Source organism: Streptococcus pyogenes (genome assembly GCF_002055535.1).
Taxonomy (GTDB): Bacteria; Bacillota; Bacilli; order Lactobacillales; family Streptococcaceae; genus Streptococcus; species Streptococcus pyogenes.
The window spans coordinates 583,763-599,084 of the sequence record NZ_LN831034.1 but is presented as its reverse complement, the minus strand read 5'-3'; the positions used below and the strand labels follow the sequence as shown (position 1 = coordinate 599,084).

At 37.3% G+C, this 15,322-nt stretch carries 7 protein-coding genes and 2 pseudogenes; 5 read left to right on the top strand and 4 right to left on the bottom strand.

Going from position 1 to position 15,322, the window contains the following annotated elements:
- Window positions 1–172 precede the first annotated feature (172 nt).
- Entirely contained in the window at window positions 173–334 is a 162-nt protein-coding gene (gene sagA, locus B6D67_RS03245; protein ID WP_002985285.1) for a TOMM family cytolysin streptolysin S, read from the bottom strand.
- Between the two features lie 562 nt (window positions 335–896).
- Between sagA and B6D67_RS10105 the strand changes: the two are divergent.
- Window positions 897–1,013 (top strand): annotated as a pseudogene (locus B6D67_RS10105) (IS3 family transposase); the annotation flags it as partial.
- 185 nt (window positions 1,014–1,198) lie between these two features.
- Here the strand turns inward: B6D67_RS10105 and B6D67_RS03240 are convergent.
- Entirely contained in the window at window positions 1,199–7,378 is a 6,180-nt protein-coding gene (locus B6D67_RS03240) for a DUF1542 domain-containing protein (RefSeq protein ID WP_029714000.1), read from the bottom strand.
- A gap of 471 nt (window positions 7,379–7,849) precedes the next feature.
- On the opposite strand from B6D67_RS03240, the gene B6D67_RS10400 reads away from it, so the two are divergent.
- From B6D67_RS10400 to B6D67_RS03230, 3 genes and pseudogenes are all read left to right on the top strand, one after another.
- Window positions 7,850–8,737: a helix-turn-helix domain-containing protein gene (locus tag B6D67_RS10400; RefSeq protein WP_029714001.1), complete on the top strand. Its 888-nt coding sequence runs from the start codon at window positions 7,850–7,852 to the stop codon at window positions 8,735–8,737.
- Between the two features lie 200 nt (window positions 8,738–8,937).
- Window positions 8,938–9,390: a hypothetical protein gene (locus tag B6D67_RS10395; protein WP_015446123.1), complete on the top strand. Its 453-nt coding sequence runs from the start codon at window positions 8,938–8,940 to the stop codon at window positions 9,388–9,390.
- A 266-nt stretch (window positions 9,391–9,656) separates the two neighbouring features.
- Window positions 9,657–10,686: pseudogene (locus B6D67_RS03230) on the top strand (transposase); the annotation flags it as partial.
- 481 nt (window positions 10,687–11,167) lie between these two features.
- Here B6D67_RS03230 and eno read toward each other — a convergent pair.
- Window positions 11,168–12,475 (bottom strand): surface-displayed alpha-enolase, encoded by a 1,308-nt coding sequence (gene eno, locus B6D67_RS03225; protein WP_002985288.1) that lies wholly within the window; start codon window positions 12,473–12,475, stop codon window positions 11,168–11,170.
- 226 nt (window positions 12,476–12,701) lie between these two features.
- On the opposite strand from eno, the gene B6D67_RS03220 reads away from it, so the two are divergent.
- A complete protein-coding gene (locus B6D67_RS03220; protein ID WP_002990451.1) occupies window positions 12,702–13,160 on the top strand; it encodes a YueI family protein in 459 nt (152 codons plus the stop codon).
- Between the two features lie 131 nt (window positions 13,161–13,291).
- Here B6D67_RS03220 and ezrA read toward each other — a convergent pair whose 3' ends face one another.
- Window positions 13,292–15,016, bottom strand: a complete 1,725-nt coding sequence (gene ezrA, locus B6D67_RS03215; RefSeq protein WP_029714002.1) for a septation ring formation regulator EzrA — start codon at window positions 15,014–15,016, stop codon at window positions 13,292–13,294.
- Window positions 15,017–15,322: the final 306 nt, after the last annotated feature.

Below are 15,322 nucleotides of genomic sequence, written 5' to 3'. Positions count from 1 at the left end.
CTATCTAGTACCTGCTAATTACCTGAGACGTTAGCATCAAGAAGATTACTTTTGTCTCATGTTTTCTAACACCTCTATGCCATTCATCTATAATCAGAAGTTACCAAAGATAACTTAGTTGCTAGCAAACTCATTACCTTAATATCACTATCACATAGAGATGCTAAATAGATTATTTACCTGGCGTATAACTTCCGCTACCACCTTGAGAATTACCACTTCCAGTAGCAATTGAGAAGCAACAAGTAGTACAGCAGCAACAGCAGCCTCCAGGAGCAACTTGAGTTGTTTCAGCTACACTAGTAGCTAAAATATTTGAAGTAAATTTTAACATAAGGTTTACCTCCTTATCTAATAAGTAACTGATAAGAACGCGAGTCGTTTATTTTTAACCTTATTTTAAAAATAAAGTTAACACAACAAGGACAAGGCTAGCTCAATTGTACTGTTGTAACACAACAACTATCTAGTTCTTATCACTTTTATTATAGTAAAAAATGATTAATATGTAAACCCTTTCTTTTTAATATTATCAAAAATGACAAAAAAAATAATAATTGATTAATATAGAAACAATTATGATCTAATATACTGAATTTTATAATAGATTCTATCAATAACTATGTGTAAACAATCAAGTAGAAATGTCTTTATTAAGCGAATCAATCAAGGTTGTAGAGTAAATACTGGACTAGATTTCATGTAGAAATTAGTAAAAGTTAGGAGATTTTTTGGTCGTTTCAAACGATAACATCATCTTCTTATAACAAGAACTTCACTCAGAGATAAACTATTCTAATACTTTAGTAGCCTCTTTTGAGCTTGTAGCACGAAAATTCGCTCGAACTGATTTAAAATAGGCATTTTATCTGCTCGCTTGATCCCTACTGCGCGACCAAGAAACCTTTTATTCACTAGAACAATTAACCCTTAAAACCAAGGAGGAAGTCCACTGGTGGAACTACCATCACCTTCACAGTAATCTTAATTATCAAACACCCATAACTAAATGAGTCATCGTTTGAACAAAAAACGCCTTATAAATTCTGTACAGAAAACTGTTGCCTTTTCAATTGAACTTTGAAATGTTTTCAATACACTCCGTTCTTGGGCCCTTACGATCCAAAAAACCAAGGTGATTTCAAAATCACCTTGGTTTGAAAATATAGTAGAAAGCAATTTGGATAAAGCCAGGTTCTTAGTCTTTACTTTCTTTTTTCTTGCTATAAAGCACCATACCTAAAAGAAGAGACATAACTCCTAAGCCAACAAGAACAATTGAGTTTGCATCACCTGATTTTGGAAGATGGTTCGCTGACGATGATTTTGCGACTGCCTTATTAGGCACATAGGCTGCACGGATAGCAGTAATACCTTTATCTTTTGCTTCTTTCACAGACGCAATAGATTGTGCTGAACGAACAGTCGCAATAGCCGTCTTAAGCGCTAATGATACATTTTCTGATTGTTCAGCTTTTTGAGCTTCAGTCAATTTAGCATCAGTTGTAATCTTAGCAAGTGTTTCTGCCGCAGCTTGTTTAAGAGCTTCAATAGCAGCTTGTTTCGCTTCGTTAAGAGCAGCTGTTGCTTGATCAGTATCTTTAGCTAAACCAGCAACATATGCTGAACGGATAGCTACAGTACCAAGGTTTTCTGCCAACTTAACAGCTTCAACTGTCTTAGCAGCCTCAACTTGACCAAGTGCTTTCGCAAGAGCTTGCTCAACAGCTTGTTTTTGGACTGCTTTTTCAGTTTCGCTCAAGTAACGGTCTCCTGAAATAAGAGCTTTAGTTTCTTTAGCTACTTTTTCAAGATTAGCTTTAGCAGCTTCTTTATGTGCTTCAACACCTTCACCTGGACGGTAAGCTTTGTTGATAGCTGTGATGCCTTTACCAAGTTCTTGGTTAATGCCTTCAGCTGTTGTCGCTTTATCAACCGCTGCGATAGCAGCTTTAAGAGCTTTAGCAACAGCTTCTGTTTGTTTAGCTTTATCAGCTTTTGTTAAGGTTGGGTCGTTAGCGATAGCTTCACGAACCTTAGCAGCTTCTCTTTCAAGATCAGCCTTAGCGGCTTCTTTACGTGCTTTAACACCTTCACCTGGACGGTAAGCTTTATTGATAGCTGTGATGCCTTTACCAAGTTCTTGGTTAATGCCTTCAGCTGTTGTCGCTTTATCAACCGCTGCGATAGCAGCTTTAAGGGCTTTAGCAACAGCTTCTGTTTGTTTAGCTTTATCAGCTTTTGTTAAGGTTGGGTCGTTAGTAATAAGAGCTTTCACTTTAGCAGCTTCTTTTTCAAGATCAGCTTTAGCGGCTTCTTTACGTGCTTTAACACCTTCACCTGGACGGTAAGCTTTATTGATAGCTGTGATGCCTTTACCAAGTTCTTGGTTAATGCCTTCAGCTGTTGTCGCTTTATCAACCGCTGCAATTGCTGTATTCTTAGCTGCGTCAACCGCTGCTGTTTGTTTGTCTTTATCAGCTTGAGTTAAGGTCGGATCCTTAGCAATAAGAGCTTTCACTTTAGCAGCTTCTTTTTCAAGATCGCCTTTGGCAGTCGCTTTACGAACATCAACGCCATCGCCATGTTGGTATTGGTTGTTGATGTTTTCAATACCCTTACCAAGAGCATCATTGATAGCATCAGCTGTTTGAGCATCATCAACAGACTTGATTGCGTCTAACTTAGCTTGTTCAACTTTGTTGATTTGATCAACTTTTTGGTCATGAGTCAAGGTTGGATCATCATTGATTAGTTTCGTCACTTTGTCTGCTTCTTTAAGAAGAAATTCTTTGGCAGCATTACGACGATCATTAAGGTTTTGACCTTCTTTGTACTGTGCCAGGATGTCACGAACACCGTCACTATATGCTTTATCAACACCTGCAGCATCCTTAGCTGCATCAATATTCTCGATACCTTTAGCATACTCTGTATCAACACCTAATAACTGTTCTTTACGTTGATCATCAGTAAGCGTTTTGTCTTCAATAATGAGAGCTTTTGTCTTAGCAGCAGCTTCAGCAAGGTCTTTCTTAGCAAGGTCTTTACGAGCTTCGATACCTTTACCAATAACGTGGGCATTTTCGATCGCTGTGACACCGTCACCGTAAGCTTTGTCTGCTTCATCTGCATCTTTAGCTTCAGCAATCTTATCAGTCGCAAGTTCAAGCTCTTTTTGAACCTCTGCTTTTTGTTGTTCTCTCACTTCTGGTGTTAAGGTTGGATCAGCCTCAATTTCAGCAGTGACACGTTTAGCAACAGCTTCAAGAGCTTTCTTGTGCTCATCTTTACGAACGTCAAGACCTTTACCTGACTTGTGTTGGTTCTTGATGCTGGTTACACCGTCACCGTACGCTTTGTCTAAAGCATCAGCATCTTTAGCCTTAGCAAGTTCTTCTTTAGCTTTAGTTGCTTCTTTATCAACATTGCCACGTTGTGTTTCTTTTTCAGCTTCAGTCAAAGTCGTATCTGCTGTGATAGCGTCCTTAGTTGCTTGCGCCACTTCGTCGATTGACTTGTTGTGTAATCCACGACGAGCGTCGACAGGGTCACCTGACTTGTGTTGGTTCTTGATGTCTGTAACACCTTCACCGTAAGCTTTGTCTAAAGCATCAGCATCTTTAGCTTCATTAAGCTTAGCCATGCCTCTTTCTTTAGCGGCATCTACGTCTTTAACTTGTTTAGCTTTTTCTTCAGTCGTCAAAGTAGGGTCTTTTTCAATCGCACCTTTAGTTTCTTGAGCGACTCTATCAAGTTCCTTACCATGAGCCTCACGACGAGCGTCGATAGAGTCACCTGACTTGTGTTGGTTCTTGATGTCTGTAACACCTTCACCAAGAGCATCGTCAACCTTGTCAGCTGTGTCAGCTGCGTTAACAGCTTCTATCGCTTTCTTAAGTTCAGCGTCAACAGCTTTAGATTGCTCTTCTTTTTCTTTGCTTGTCAAAGTTGGATCAGCTGAAATCTTGTCTTTCGTTGCTTTAGCTGCTTCTTCAAGTTTAGCGACTTGACCTGACTTACGAGCACCTAAGTCTTGACCTGCTTTATGGACGGCATCAATTGTTGCTACGCCTTTATCACGTGCGTCATTGATAGCGTCTGCTGTCTTAGCAGCTTTCACGTTATCTTTAGCTTTAGTAAGAGCTGTCTCAACTTCTTTCAGTTGTTTTGCTTTATCTTCTGTCGTTAGTGTAGCATCTTTATTGATTTCTCCACGTTCTTTTTCAGCTGCTTTGTCAAGAGCTGTGTTAGCATCTACTTGAGCTTTTTTAAGGTCACCAGTTTTATGTGCTGCTTTAATTTTTGGTGTGTGCTCTGTAACAGCTGTACTTACTTTATCAGCATCATCTGCTTTAGTGATCGCATCTTTACCTGCTGCCAAAGCTTTGTCAGCTTCTTTCACTTGAGCTTCTTTAGTAGCTTTGTCAAGGGTATCATCACCATTTATTTTAGCAACTGTTTCAGTATGAGCTTTTTTAAGATCTTCAATAGCCTTATTCTTAACACCTTCAAGATTACCTTTAACGTGAGTGTCTTCAATAGCTTTCTTAAGTTCTGGAACTTTTTTATCTAGTTCTTCACGTGTCTGAGTATTTTTAACATCAGTTTTAGCTTTTTCAAGTTCAGCTTTTGTTTTGACTTTTTGCTCTTTTTTCTCATCTTCTGTCAGAGTTTTATCAACATCAATAGCTTTTTCAGTATCATCTGCTTTTTGCTTCAATTCTGCAAGAAGTTTTTCTTTATCCTTGTTCAAATCACCTGGGATATGTGCTTGAGGAATATTCACTTTCCCTTCTTCAAATGCTTTTTTAATAGCATCAGCATTTTTAGCATCTTTAACTTTTTGCGTGTCAGATTTTAAGCGTTCCTTAGAGTCAGCAATTTGTTTCTCTTTTTCGTCTCTTGGTAATGTTTTATCACCCTCAATAGCTTTTTCAATTTCTTGCTGCTTCTTCTCTAATTCTGCAATAGCATCAGATTGTTGATCTTTAAGCGGCGTTCCTTGTTTATGAGGTAAATTAGATAAGAACTCATCTTTAATAGTAGTCAAATCTTCATAAGAATTGGCTTCCATAGCTGTTTGCTTAGCTACATCATAAGCGTCATTGACTTTTTTCTTAGCAGCTGCTTTCTCATCAGTTGTTAGAGTATTATCGTTATCAATTGACTCTAACTCTTTTTGAACCTCCTTATCTAAACTATCTAAAGCTTGTTTTCTAGCTTGATCAGCAGTTCCAGCTTTATGTTGATTTGGAATTGAATCTGGATTTTTTTCTTTATCAACGAAAGCTTCTTCTGTCACTTTAAGAATCTCTAAACTATCTGCAGCTTTAAGAGCTTTCAAGCCCTCATCTAGTCTTGCTTTGGCTTTTTCTTTTTGAGCTTTTTTCTGTTCCGGACTCAACCATGGATCTTTTTCAATTGCTTGTTTAGTAGCTTCGTGAGCTTCCTTAAGTTTAACTTCAGCCTTATTTACCAAATCATCTTTATTGCCAGATTTGTATTTATCGGGAATAGAATTTCCCTTACCTTCATTCTCAGAAACATAATCAGCTAAGTCTGTCTCAAGCTGAGTTAAAGTCTGAGCACTTTTAATTGCTTCTTGGCCTTTTTTAAAAGTAACTTCCGCTTGTTTTAACTGTTCAGCTTGTTGGTCTGGCGTCAACCATTTATCTTGATTGATTTTTTCAAGAGTTGTGTCATGTAATTTTTTAAGTTCTTCTTGTTTAGCAGCTTTAACTTCTTTTTCTTTCCCTGGAATATGCTGATTAGGAATTGACTCAGGATATTCTTTTTTCTCTGAATCTTTTTCAGAAGCTTTATACACTATTAACCGTTGCTTCAACTGTTCTAATGATACTGTTTGATTAACACTTTCTATACCAGTTTCAAAAGCTTTTAATGCTTCTTCTTTTTGAATTGTTTTCTCCTGCTCTGTTAGCCATTTGTCTTCTTGAATGGCTTTCAACGTCAGATCACGAGTCTGGATTAAATCTTGACGCCCTTTTTCTTGTTCATTTTCTTTATTACCTTGTTTATACTGACTAGGAAGAGAGTCTGGATCTGTTTGACTTGAATATTTATTATATGCTGCATCTATAGCTTCTTGTTTAGTTCCAGCCTCTGATATCGCTACTTTTCCAGAAATATATTGTTCTTCTAATTTTTGTTTTTGCAAATCCTTCGCATTTTCATCCAACCAAGCATCATTTGTGATTTTTTCACTAGTAGCTTCATAAACCGGCTTTAATTTGGCTATAACTTTTTCTTTATAGGAAGCTGGATCAAATGGTTTAGCTTCGACTTGTTTTGAAATTTTTTTACTAACGTTTTGAGATCTCGGATGCAAAATCTCAAAATCTAATTTTTCACCTGCAATAAGAGGCTTTGAAAGTTTAACATCCCACTTATTGCCTTTTATTACTGTTCTAGCAATGATTTTGCTATCTTTATAAACTCTTAGGATATCGCCATCAAACGATTTTCTTTTTTCTAATGTATCTCCAGAAGATATTGCAGTACCCGACAAGACGCTGGTTCCCTCTAAAACTTTCGAAGGAATAGCCGGCACTGATGCAGGACTAATGTTTTTTATATTTATGTTAGAAAATTCGTAAACAACATTCGAAGTTTGTCTTGGAGAAAATCTGAAAGCAACAGATAATTTTTTATCAAGACCAGTGAAGTCCACAGTATGAGTTCCATCAGAGATGTCTGGAAGCCAATCATGCTTAGTAGATACATTTTTATTATCCACCCTAATAACAAGCTCTTTCCCTAGTTTATTATTAGATTCAACGGGCTTAACTCTCGTTTTGAACTCTGAAGAATTTCCTGATAATTTTTTAGTTGTAAAAGAATATCGATAAACATCATTTAACTTCAATACCGGAGTTTGAGTTCTAAGACCACCTACATAATATCCACCCTGAAAATTTGATCTTTTAGTTACTTTAATGTTCATTTTACCTGAACCTTTGGGAGCAACAGCTACACTGATATTCTTTCCAGATGATGTCAAAATATTTTGATAGCCCGAACTATCTGGATCTTTAAATTTCCCCAAATTACCTGCTGTATCATTTTCAGCTTCCCATCCATTTAAATTTTCTAATTTAAATGAATCTACTGATAAGTTTTCTTTCTGCAATAAAGACGATTCATCTACCCTCTCCGAATCAGACGCCTGACGTGATAAATCTGTCGCCGGCACTTCCGCAGCCTTTACAACCATCACGCCATTAGATTGGCTGAATCCAGTAGGTACGGCAACTCCGAGGCCCACTGTTAAAAGCATACATGAACTAACAAAGACTTTTTTGACCTTACGCATTCTCCAATTTTTTTGTTTCACATCTTGGTGTTTTAAAAACATTCTGTATTCCCCCTTATTTTTTCATGCCTATCTTATTTGACGTTGTCAGCCAGTAGACACCCAGACTGACTGATGACGTGCTCTACTCTTGTAGAGAGTTTACGTTCCTATCACAGAATTTAAGGAATCCTCCTTAACTTATCTTAGTCACCGTAGAAACTTGTATTTTCTATGTTCAGACAGTTTAACACGCCCCGGAACGTTACAGCTGATTAGAATTTAAATGAATTGTTAATTTTTCTAATCAACTTATTATATCAACTTAAATTTACCCAATTCAATAGATTTTTTATCAATCCCGACGCTTTTTCATACCTAAAATTAAGAATATTCAGCTGCATTTTGCTTATATCTGACATTCTCAATACTCCTTAAACACGCGTCACCATTGAATTATTTGACTGTTTTATTTAATTATGTGATAATTAAATAAATACGAGTTTCTGCTATAAAAATGAAAGGAGTTCAGTTATGTTACACCTTCATCTAGAAACCAAATTACAAGATAAATTATCACTGCTCAACATTTTGTTAGACGTTTCCGAAGTCTCCATAGACCAGTTGTGTCAGGAAACCGAACTCAAAAAACAACGTGTCTACAACTTACTCTTTGAAATGATTAAGGATTTAGAAGACACCCTCACCTTAACCATTTGTGACGACACTGTTTCTATCCCCTATAAGACCTACCAACTTAAAATGCCTTATTTTAAGAAACTCTATCAAACCTCGATATTCTTAAAGATGTTATGTTTTTTAATTGAACCAGGAGAGCTGAGCCTACACGACTTCATTAAACGAGAGTATATTTCCCAAGCCACCGCTTACCGTATCAGGACCAATTGTCGGAAATACTTGAAAAAGGTAGGTTTAAACGTTCGGCAAAACCATGTTGTTGGACCAGAATACCGTATCCGCTTTCTGATCGCCTTGTTGCACTATCAGTTTGGTATGACCATTTATGATTTTGATAAAACATCAATGAATAAAGTGGTTTCGCTGATTATAAACTCCAATCAAGCCACCACACTTAATGATGCCAGTAAAGCCCCTTATGAATTTTCATACTTTGCCATTTTGATATCCCTTATATGGAAACGGCGACATGATAACTTGGGGACCCCTCAGACAGATGCATTCAAACACTTGAAAAAACTGTCTATCTATCGAGATATCAAAATGACCAGTCAGGAAATCATCGGAAAATGGTACCATCCTGAGTTAACTGATGAGGATTTGGATTATATTTTTTTATGTTTTTGCACCACCAATAATCCTTTCCATAAGGATAAATGGACACCTAAAAAAGTGAAAGAATTGTTTGAGTTGGTGATGACAAAACAAATGGAAAAACCTTGAAAGCATCCCTGCGTCCACTACTAGGCAATAATATCCTAAACTCCCTTCCTTTCAAACGGATTTTGGTTTCCTTCTCACGTCTATTTATCAGTAATCTTCAAGTTTTGTTACCTGACATACACTTGTTCCATTACCTCAGAAGACAGCAAAAACGAAACAAGAGCTTCTACAATACTCTAAAAACCATCGTTGAGGAATGGATGAGCGCAGAAGGCATCGTGGGGAAACTGCCGTCTTATCATTTATTGCTCTTCACGATACAGTTAGAGGAACTCCTAAAAACATATTTGCCACCGATACCTGTCTATCTTTTGACCAATAACACTGCTGCGCTGGATTTGATGACCAATGCACTCTCAATTTACTTCCCGCCAGCTATTGCAACGGTTATGCCTGTCAATGTCGAAATCATTCCTTTCAAAGATATTGTTAAGGAAAAGCAGAGTGTCATTATCGCAGATAGGCAATACCTGAACCTGATACAGCATTTGTACCAGAATCAAGGGCATTTGTTCTTGTATTTCTTGTTTAGTTTTAGAGACGTTTCTGAGGCTTACATTCATAAGGCATTTCTAGACTTCCGCCAAAAACGGTACGATGAGTTTATCGTGACCTTGTTGGACACTTACCACAAGAACCTGTCTTCTCCTTGAGTGATAAAGATGCTTTGTTCACATTACCAAAAGGCTCAGCAAGCTAATATTGTTCTAAACGGCATCCACAAGGTGAGGGAACTGAACGCAAGAGTCAACTGCAGTAATTTGAGAAATACCGTTCGACTGATGGATTGTTAGGGCATTGAGATTATTAATAAGAAACAGTATCAGACTTATTCTTCTGGAATAAAGGAAAAAATCATTAATAACATTTTGAAAAACGGCTATACTATTGTTTAAAAGGCAAAAGGGAGACCATCACAACAGGAGTCTATTCTCGTCGGCTTCAGTCCTTCCTTGAGAAAAATGGCTACGCTTATACACAACTCAATCCTTTAGAAAACTAGATAGTCTACGGGTGCGTAAAGCGGATAAGTTAGACACTGAAAAATTGGCTCAGTCTCAATTTATTCTAGTTAGAAAACCAACTTACGTTCAGGAAGAAGTTTATCAGCTGCTACGTGACTTGAGTCGCTTCTATCAAAACTTGACTGAGGATAATATTGTTCGAGAGTTAAGAATCGCCTTCACAAGATCTTACAAGTCACTTTTCCTGAACTGGAACACATCTTATTTGCACCAACTGGTGAGTAATACTGGAATGTGGTAACGGCTTTTTTCATGTAATAGCTTTGTACTGGAGCTAGCTGACAAAGCATTGTCAGCTATCATCCGTCAATCTACCTCTAAACGTATCTCTGACAAGCGTGGGATCTACTTAGTGGAAAAACTTGTCTCATTAGCCAAGCAGTCTTATTTTACTGTTACGAAAACCTCTCCGATGATAGAAGAGGTTCGCTACTATGCCAAAGAATTACTTAGACTTTCTGAACGTCGTCAAGCTATTTTTGATAAGATGGTGGCGTCGGCTCAACCTTTACCAGAAGACAAGATTCTACGCTCTATTCCAAGTATCGTAGAAACAACTGCAACAAGTATTATTGGCGAACTCGGTGCTATTCGTCGTTTTCAATCTGCTAATCAAATTAATGCTTTCATTGGGATTGACTTTAGACATTATGAGTCTGGCAACTATCTAGCTCAAGAGCACATTACCAAACGTGGGAATCCTTATGCTCCAAAGATTCTTTTCAAGTGTATCCATGACATTGCTTTTGCTAGTCATACCAATCCTTGTCATATCGCAGACTTCTATGAGAAACGAAAAAGGCAATCGCAAACAGCTTCAACCAAGCCACATACGATTGCCTCTAGACATTGCCTTGTCAGACAATGCTTTACCTCATAACGCATAACAAACTTTACAATTACGCTTCGACCCAAAATCATTAAAGTCGTTGTTGCTCTATCATTGTAACACCTTGATCTTAAAAATACTAGGCAAGGTTTTTTTCTTGTACACTTTTTTATGCTAATCAGAGCACAACAAGTAAGACAACAGCTAAACCTAGGCTATTGTCTAAAACATTTTTTCAGTTAAAACCTTGATGTGCTTGACAATTGGTATAAAAGGACTTAGTCCTGTATTTAAAATATAGTGTCCAACTTTTTAGAGGCAGTACAAATCCAAGTCTTCTTCAGTAACTTTACCTCGCTAATACATTAGCTCAGGATAAATTAGCCCACAGTAAATTTTTACTATTTAGAAAGCAAAAAGCTTGGGATTTTCCCAAGCTTTCTATTCTTTAATCTTTAACTTTTGCGTCGTAGCTGACTGGATGTTCACTCCTTTTGTCGTGACCAACCTAGTCAGCCTGACGGAGGTGCGACGACGAAATCGCATTCTACGAATGACCGATTTCTGTCTTACCGTCTATTTTTTTAAGTTATAGAATGATTTGATACCTTTGTATTGAGCAACTTCACCAAGTTGATCTTCGATACGAAGTAATTGGTTGTATTTAGCAATACGGTCTGTACGTGACAATGAACCTGTTTTGATTTGGCCAGCGTTTGTTGCAACTGCGATGTCAGCGATTGTTGAATCTTCAGTTTCACCTGAACGGTGTGATACAACGGCAGTATATCCAGCTTCTTTAGCCATTTCGATAGCTTCAAACGTTTCAGTCAAAGTACCGATTTGGTTAACTTTGATAAGGATTGAGTTAGCTGCATTTTCTTTGATACCACGAGCAAGGTATTCAGTGTTTGTAACGAAGAAGTCGTCACCAACCAATTGAACACGTTTGCCTAGGCGTTCAGTAAGAACTTTCCAACCATCCCAGTCGTTTTCATCCATACCATCTTCGATAGTAATAATTGGGTATTTGTTAACCAACTCTTCAAGGTAATCAACTTGTTCTGCAGATGTACGAACAGCAGCGCCTTCACCTTCAAATTTAGTATAGTCGTAAACTTTACGTTCTTTGTCGTAGAATTCTGATGATGCACAGTCAAAACCGATCATAATGCCGTTTTCACCAGCTTCGTAACCAGCTGCTTCAATAGCTTTAAGGATAGTTTCTACACCGTCTTCAGTTCCTTCAAATTTAGGAGCAAATCCACCTTCGTCACCTACAGCTGTAACAAGTCCGCGTTCTTTAAGAATTTTCTTAAGAGCGTGGAAAACTTCAGCACCCCAACGAAGACCTTCTTTGAAAGTAGGTGCACCAACTGGCATGATCATGAACTCTTGGAATGCAATTGGGGCATCTGAGTGTGATCCACCGTTGATGATGTTCATCATAGGAGTTGGAAGAACTTTAGTGTTGAATCCGCCAAGGTAAGTGTAAAGTGGCACTTCAAGATAGTCAGCAGCTGCACGAGCAACAGCGATAGAAACACCAAGAATAGCATTAGCACCAAGTTTGCCTTTGTTAGGAGTACCGTCAAGAGCGATCATTGCACGGTCGATAGCTTGTTGATCGCGAACATCGTAACCGATGATTGCCTCAGCGATAATGTTATTAACATTATCAACTGCTTTTTGAGTACCTAGACCAAGGTAACGAGATTTGTCACCATCACGAAGTTCAACGGCTTCATGTTCACCAGTTGAAGCTCCTGAAGGAACCATACCACGTCCGAATGCACCTGATTCTGTATAAACTTCTACTTCAAGTGTTGGGTTACCGCGTGAGTCAAGGACTTCGCGAGCGTATACATCAGTAATAATTGACATTGTAATACTCTCCTTATGAGTTTTAATATTTTACATGTTCATAATACCACAAACTAGGCCTTTAATCAACTTAAAAAGCAATCTCATGAAAAGCTTCCTTTGTTTTTTGCAAGAAAAATCACTTTCTTTCTTGTTTTTTAACACATTTACCGAAAATTTTCAAATTGGTATTTTATTGTAGAAATCGATATAATAAAGAAACTATTATAAAGAAGCGAGGGTATCTATGACTAATTTAGAAGATAAGCTATTAAAAGGAGCCTGGGGAGAAAGAAGATTAAATCCTGAGCAGCAACGCTACTATCTAGGAACGTATGCTGAACGAGTCGTTTTAAGTGCTTTATTAGACGAAGCTCAAACTAAAACAGTAAAAGACTATTTGAAAAGAGAATTACCGAGCCTTCAGTTAGTCTATCAACCTTTACACTTAAAAATCTCTTCCAAGCTGGCACCTCAACTTCAAATACTCTATATGAAATTAGCAAAAGAAAACCATTTACCTGTTACTATTATTACAGAAACGCATATGACTTCACCTTTTGCGTTTATCCTTCATACCGACCACGCAATAAATCTGAAGGAAACACGTTTAGAAGTCATCTTAAAGCAGACAAAAAACGATCAACTTAGCAAACAAACTCCTGAAAAAACCAAATCCTTTTGGAAAAGATTTTTGAAAAAATAACTATCCTCTCAATAGCAAAAAACACTGTTACTACTTCTTCGTTTGATCATTAAAAAGAAGATTCTAGTCAAAAACACGTATTGGTCCAAAAAGCTAATAAAAAGTCGTGAGAATATCACGACTTTCAAGTATCAAAAACGAATGTGCTCTCGTGTTTTTTCATAAGAGTTAACAAACCGACCTGTTACCCCAGGTTCAACTGTTTCAAGAGCATAAGAAATTTCATCAAAAGAAGCCTGATAATCATTTTCTACTTCGAAAAGTCTCAAAGCATGTTCAAAACTACTTTGAACTCCTGCTTCAAAAGAACGATAGCGATTAGAATATTGTAGTAATTGTTCAGTCAAGGTAGCATTTTGAACCACTTGATAGGTTAAATCTTCTAGATTAGCAATAGCAACCGTCGCAACTTCCGACAAACGTGACACTGCCTCAATATTGATCCGTCCTCTACTAAGCTCATCCATCAAAGCTTCCAATTGTGAACTCGTTGTAAAGAAAGCACTAAGAAAGTCTTGTGGAATTCCAGGCAAGTGACGTTTTTCCATATAACGTTTAATCATATGAAGCTGAGTAACATAAACATCAAGGTTATGGCGTGCCTGTGATTCAATTTTTTCAATATCTTTAACTGCTGCAAAAACATCCATTTGACCTGACTCGACATTAGTAAGCGTCTTTATACTGCGTTCAAAAGTCACTTGCAGTTCTGAAAATGGTTTTTCTTGTAAACCAAATTGTTCTGCAACAGCAAGTGTACTGTCTTCTATCTCTTTAATATCCTTCTCAAATGCCTTAACAGTCAGACTTTCCGTTTCACTTAGAATATATTTACGTGATAAACGTGCAATTTCATCTTTGAGTTGTTCATTATTACGTTTCACATGTTCTAGGTAACGAGGTAGCATCTTACTATTTTTAGCAGCTACCTTATAAGCGGCAATTTCGCGCTCAAAGACTTCATAAAGAGAATCAATGCGTTCTTGAATATGCGTGTTTTCTTCTCTAGCACGATCCAAGTCAAGTGTAACTAACTCTGATGAATTGGCACGAATAGACTCACGAATCTCCTGAAAACGTGCCTCAATGTTTTTTTCTGGAAAATGATAGTTTTCTTCAAGTAAACGGCGATATCCTGTTTCCAAATCATCTAACTGATCTGGAAAATCATCTTCCAACTTGGCCACAATAGCTGGAATCTGCTCTGTAATCTGCCCTAGAGCAATAGTATGCTCTTCTGCTCTATCCAGAACTTCAGAAGCTTCTACAGGATCACCTGATGAGTTGAGTGCGACAAACTGTGAAAATTCAGTTTCAATGTTTTTCATCTGTTTGTCAATTTCAGGCATAGTTGAACCAAAATTATCTTCATTCTCAGAAATAGAAGCTTGGAGCTTTTCATATAAATCAAGAGCATGGGTGACACGAGCACTATTTTTTTCTTCTTGCTCTTTTAAGATATTAAGTGCTTCACGAATAGAAGCGATATCTTCTTCAACAAGATTAAGCTGACTTTCAACGCTATTAATCTCATGCTTGGCGCGAATAAAATTAAACGTATCATTCAAATTTTCAGCTTCAAAAATATGATTTTCAATATCTGCAAACGAATTCACAGTTAAGTCTACCCATTTCTGATTCCATTCCCGAAAAGAGGTTTGGCTCTGTCCTATCAAATGAAGTGACTTTACTTCTTCAATTTCATCATTAACAGGCAAAGCAAACAAGGCCTGTTTTCGTTCTTCTAGACTGGTAATTAGGGAATCATTACGCTTTCGTATGATGACACCCACTAGATAGGCGATAATCACTAGTAGGACTATAGCCACAATCAGCAAGATAATTCCGCTTGACATCTGAATCTCCTTATTATTTAGACACGATTTATCAACATTGTTCCAGTAATAACTAAAAACTGAAATTCCTCAATCGCCTTTTATTAAAATTTTATTTAAAATACACTATAACATTACGATTATAACATACTTTAAAATGCATTTCAAAATATATTTGACTAATTCAACAATCTCGTACCAGCGACTCAAAAGGCTTTCTTAATAAGGACTAACATAGGTATTAAGGGGCGGTCTCAATACCTATGCATTAACGCTGTCCCTCAAGATGAAGACGTACTAACTAACAAAGCTGTTGGCATCATGCAT

Excerpts from the sequence above, each read along its gene's own strand:
- B6D67_RS03240 (WP_029714000.1), bottom strand. The coding sequence starts at position 7,378 with ATGTTTTTAAAACACCAAGATGTGAAACAAAAAAATTGGAGAATGCGT.
- sagA (WP_002985285.1), bottom strand. The coding sequence starts at position 334 with ATGTTAAAATTTACTTCAAATATTTTAGCTACTAGTGTAGCTGAAACA.
- ezrA (WP_029714002.1), bottom strand. The coding sequence starts at position 15,016 with ATGTCAAGCGGAATTATCTTGCTGATTGTGGCTATAGTCCTACTAGTG.
- B6D67_RS03220 (WP_002990451.1), top strand. The coding sequence starts at position 12,702 with ATGACTAATTTAGAAGATAAGCTATTAAAAGGAGCCTGGGGAGAAAGA.
- B6D67_RS10400 (WP_029714001.1), top strand. The coding sequence starts at position 7,850 with ATGTTACACCTTCATCTAGAAACCAAATTACAAGATAAATTATCACTG.
- B6D67_RS10395 (WP_015446123.1), top strand. The coding sequence starts at position 8,938 with ATGAGCGCAGAAGGCATCGTGGGGAAACTGCCGTCTTATCATTTATTG.
- eno (WP_002985288.1), bottom strand. The coding sequence starts at position 12,475 with ATGTCAATTATTACTGATGTATACGCTCGCGAAGTCCTTGACTCACGC.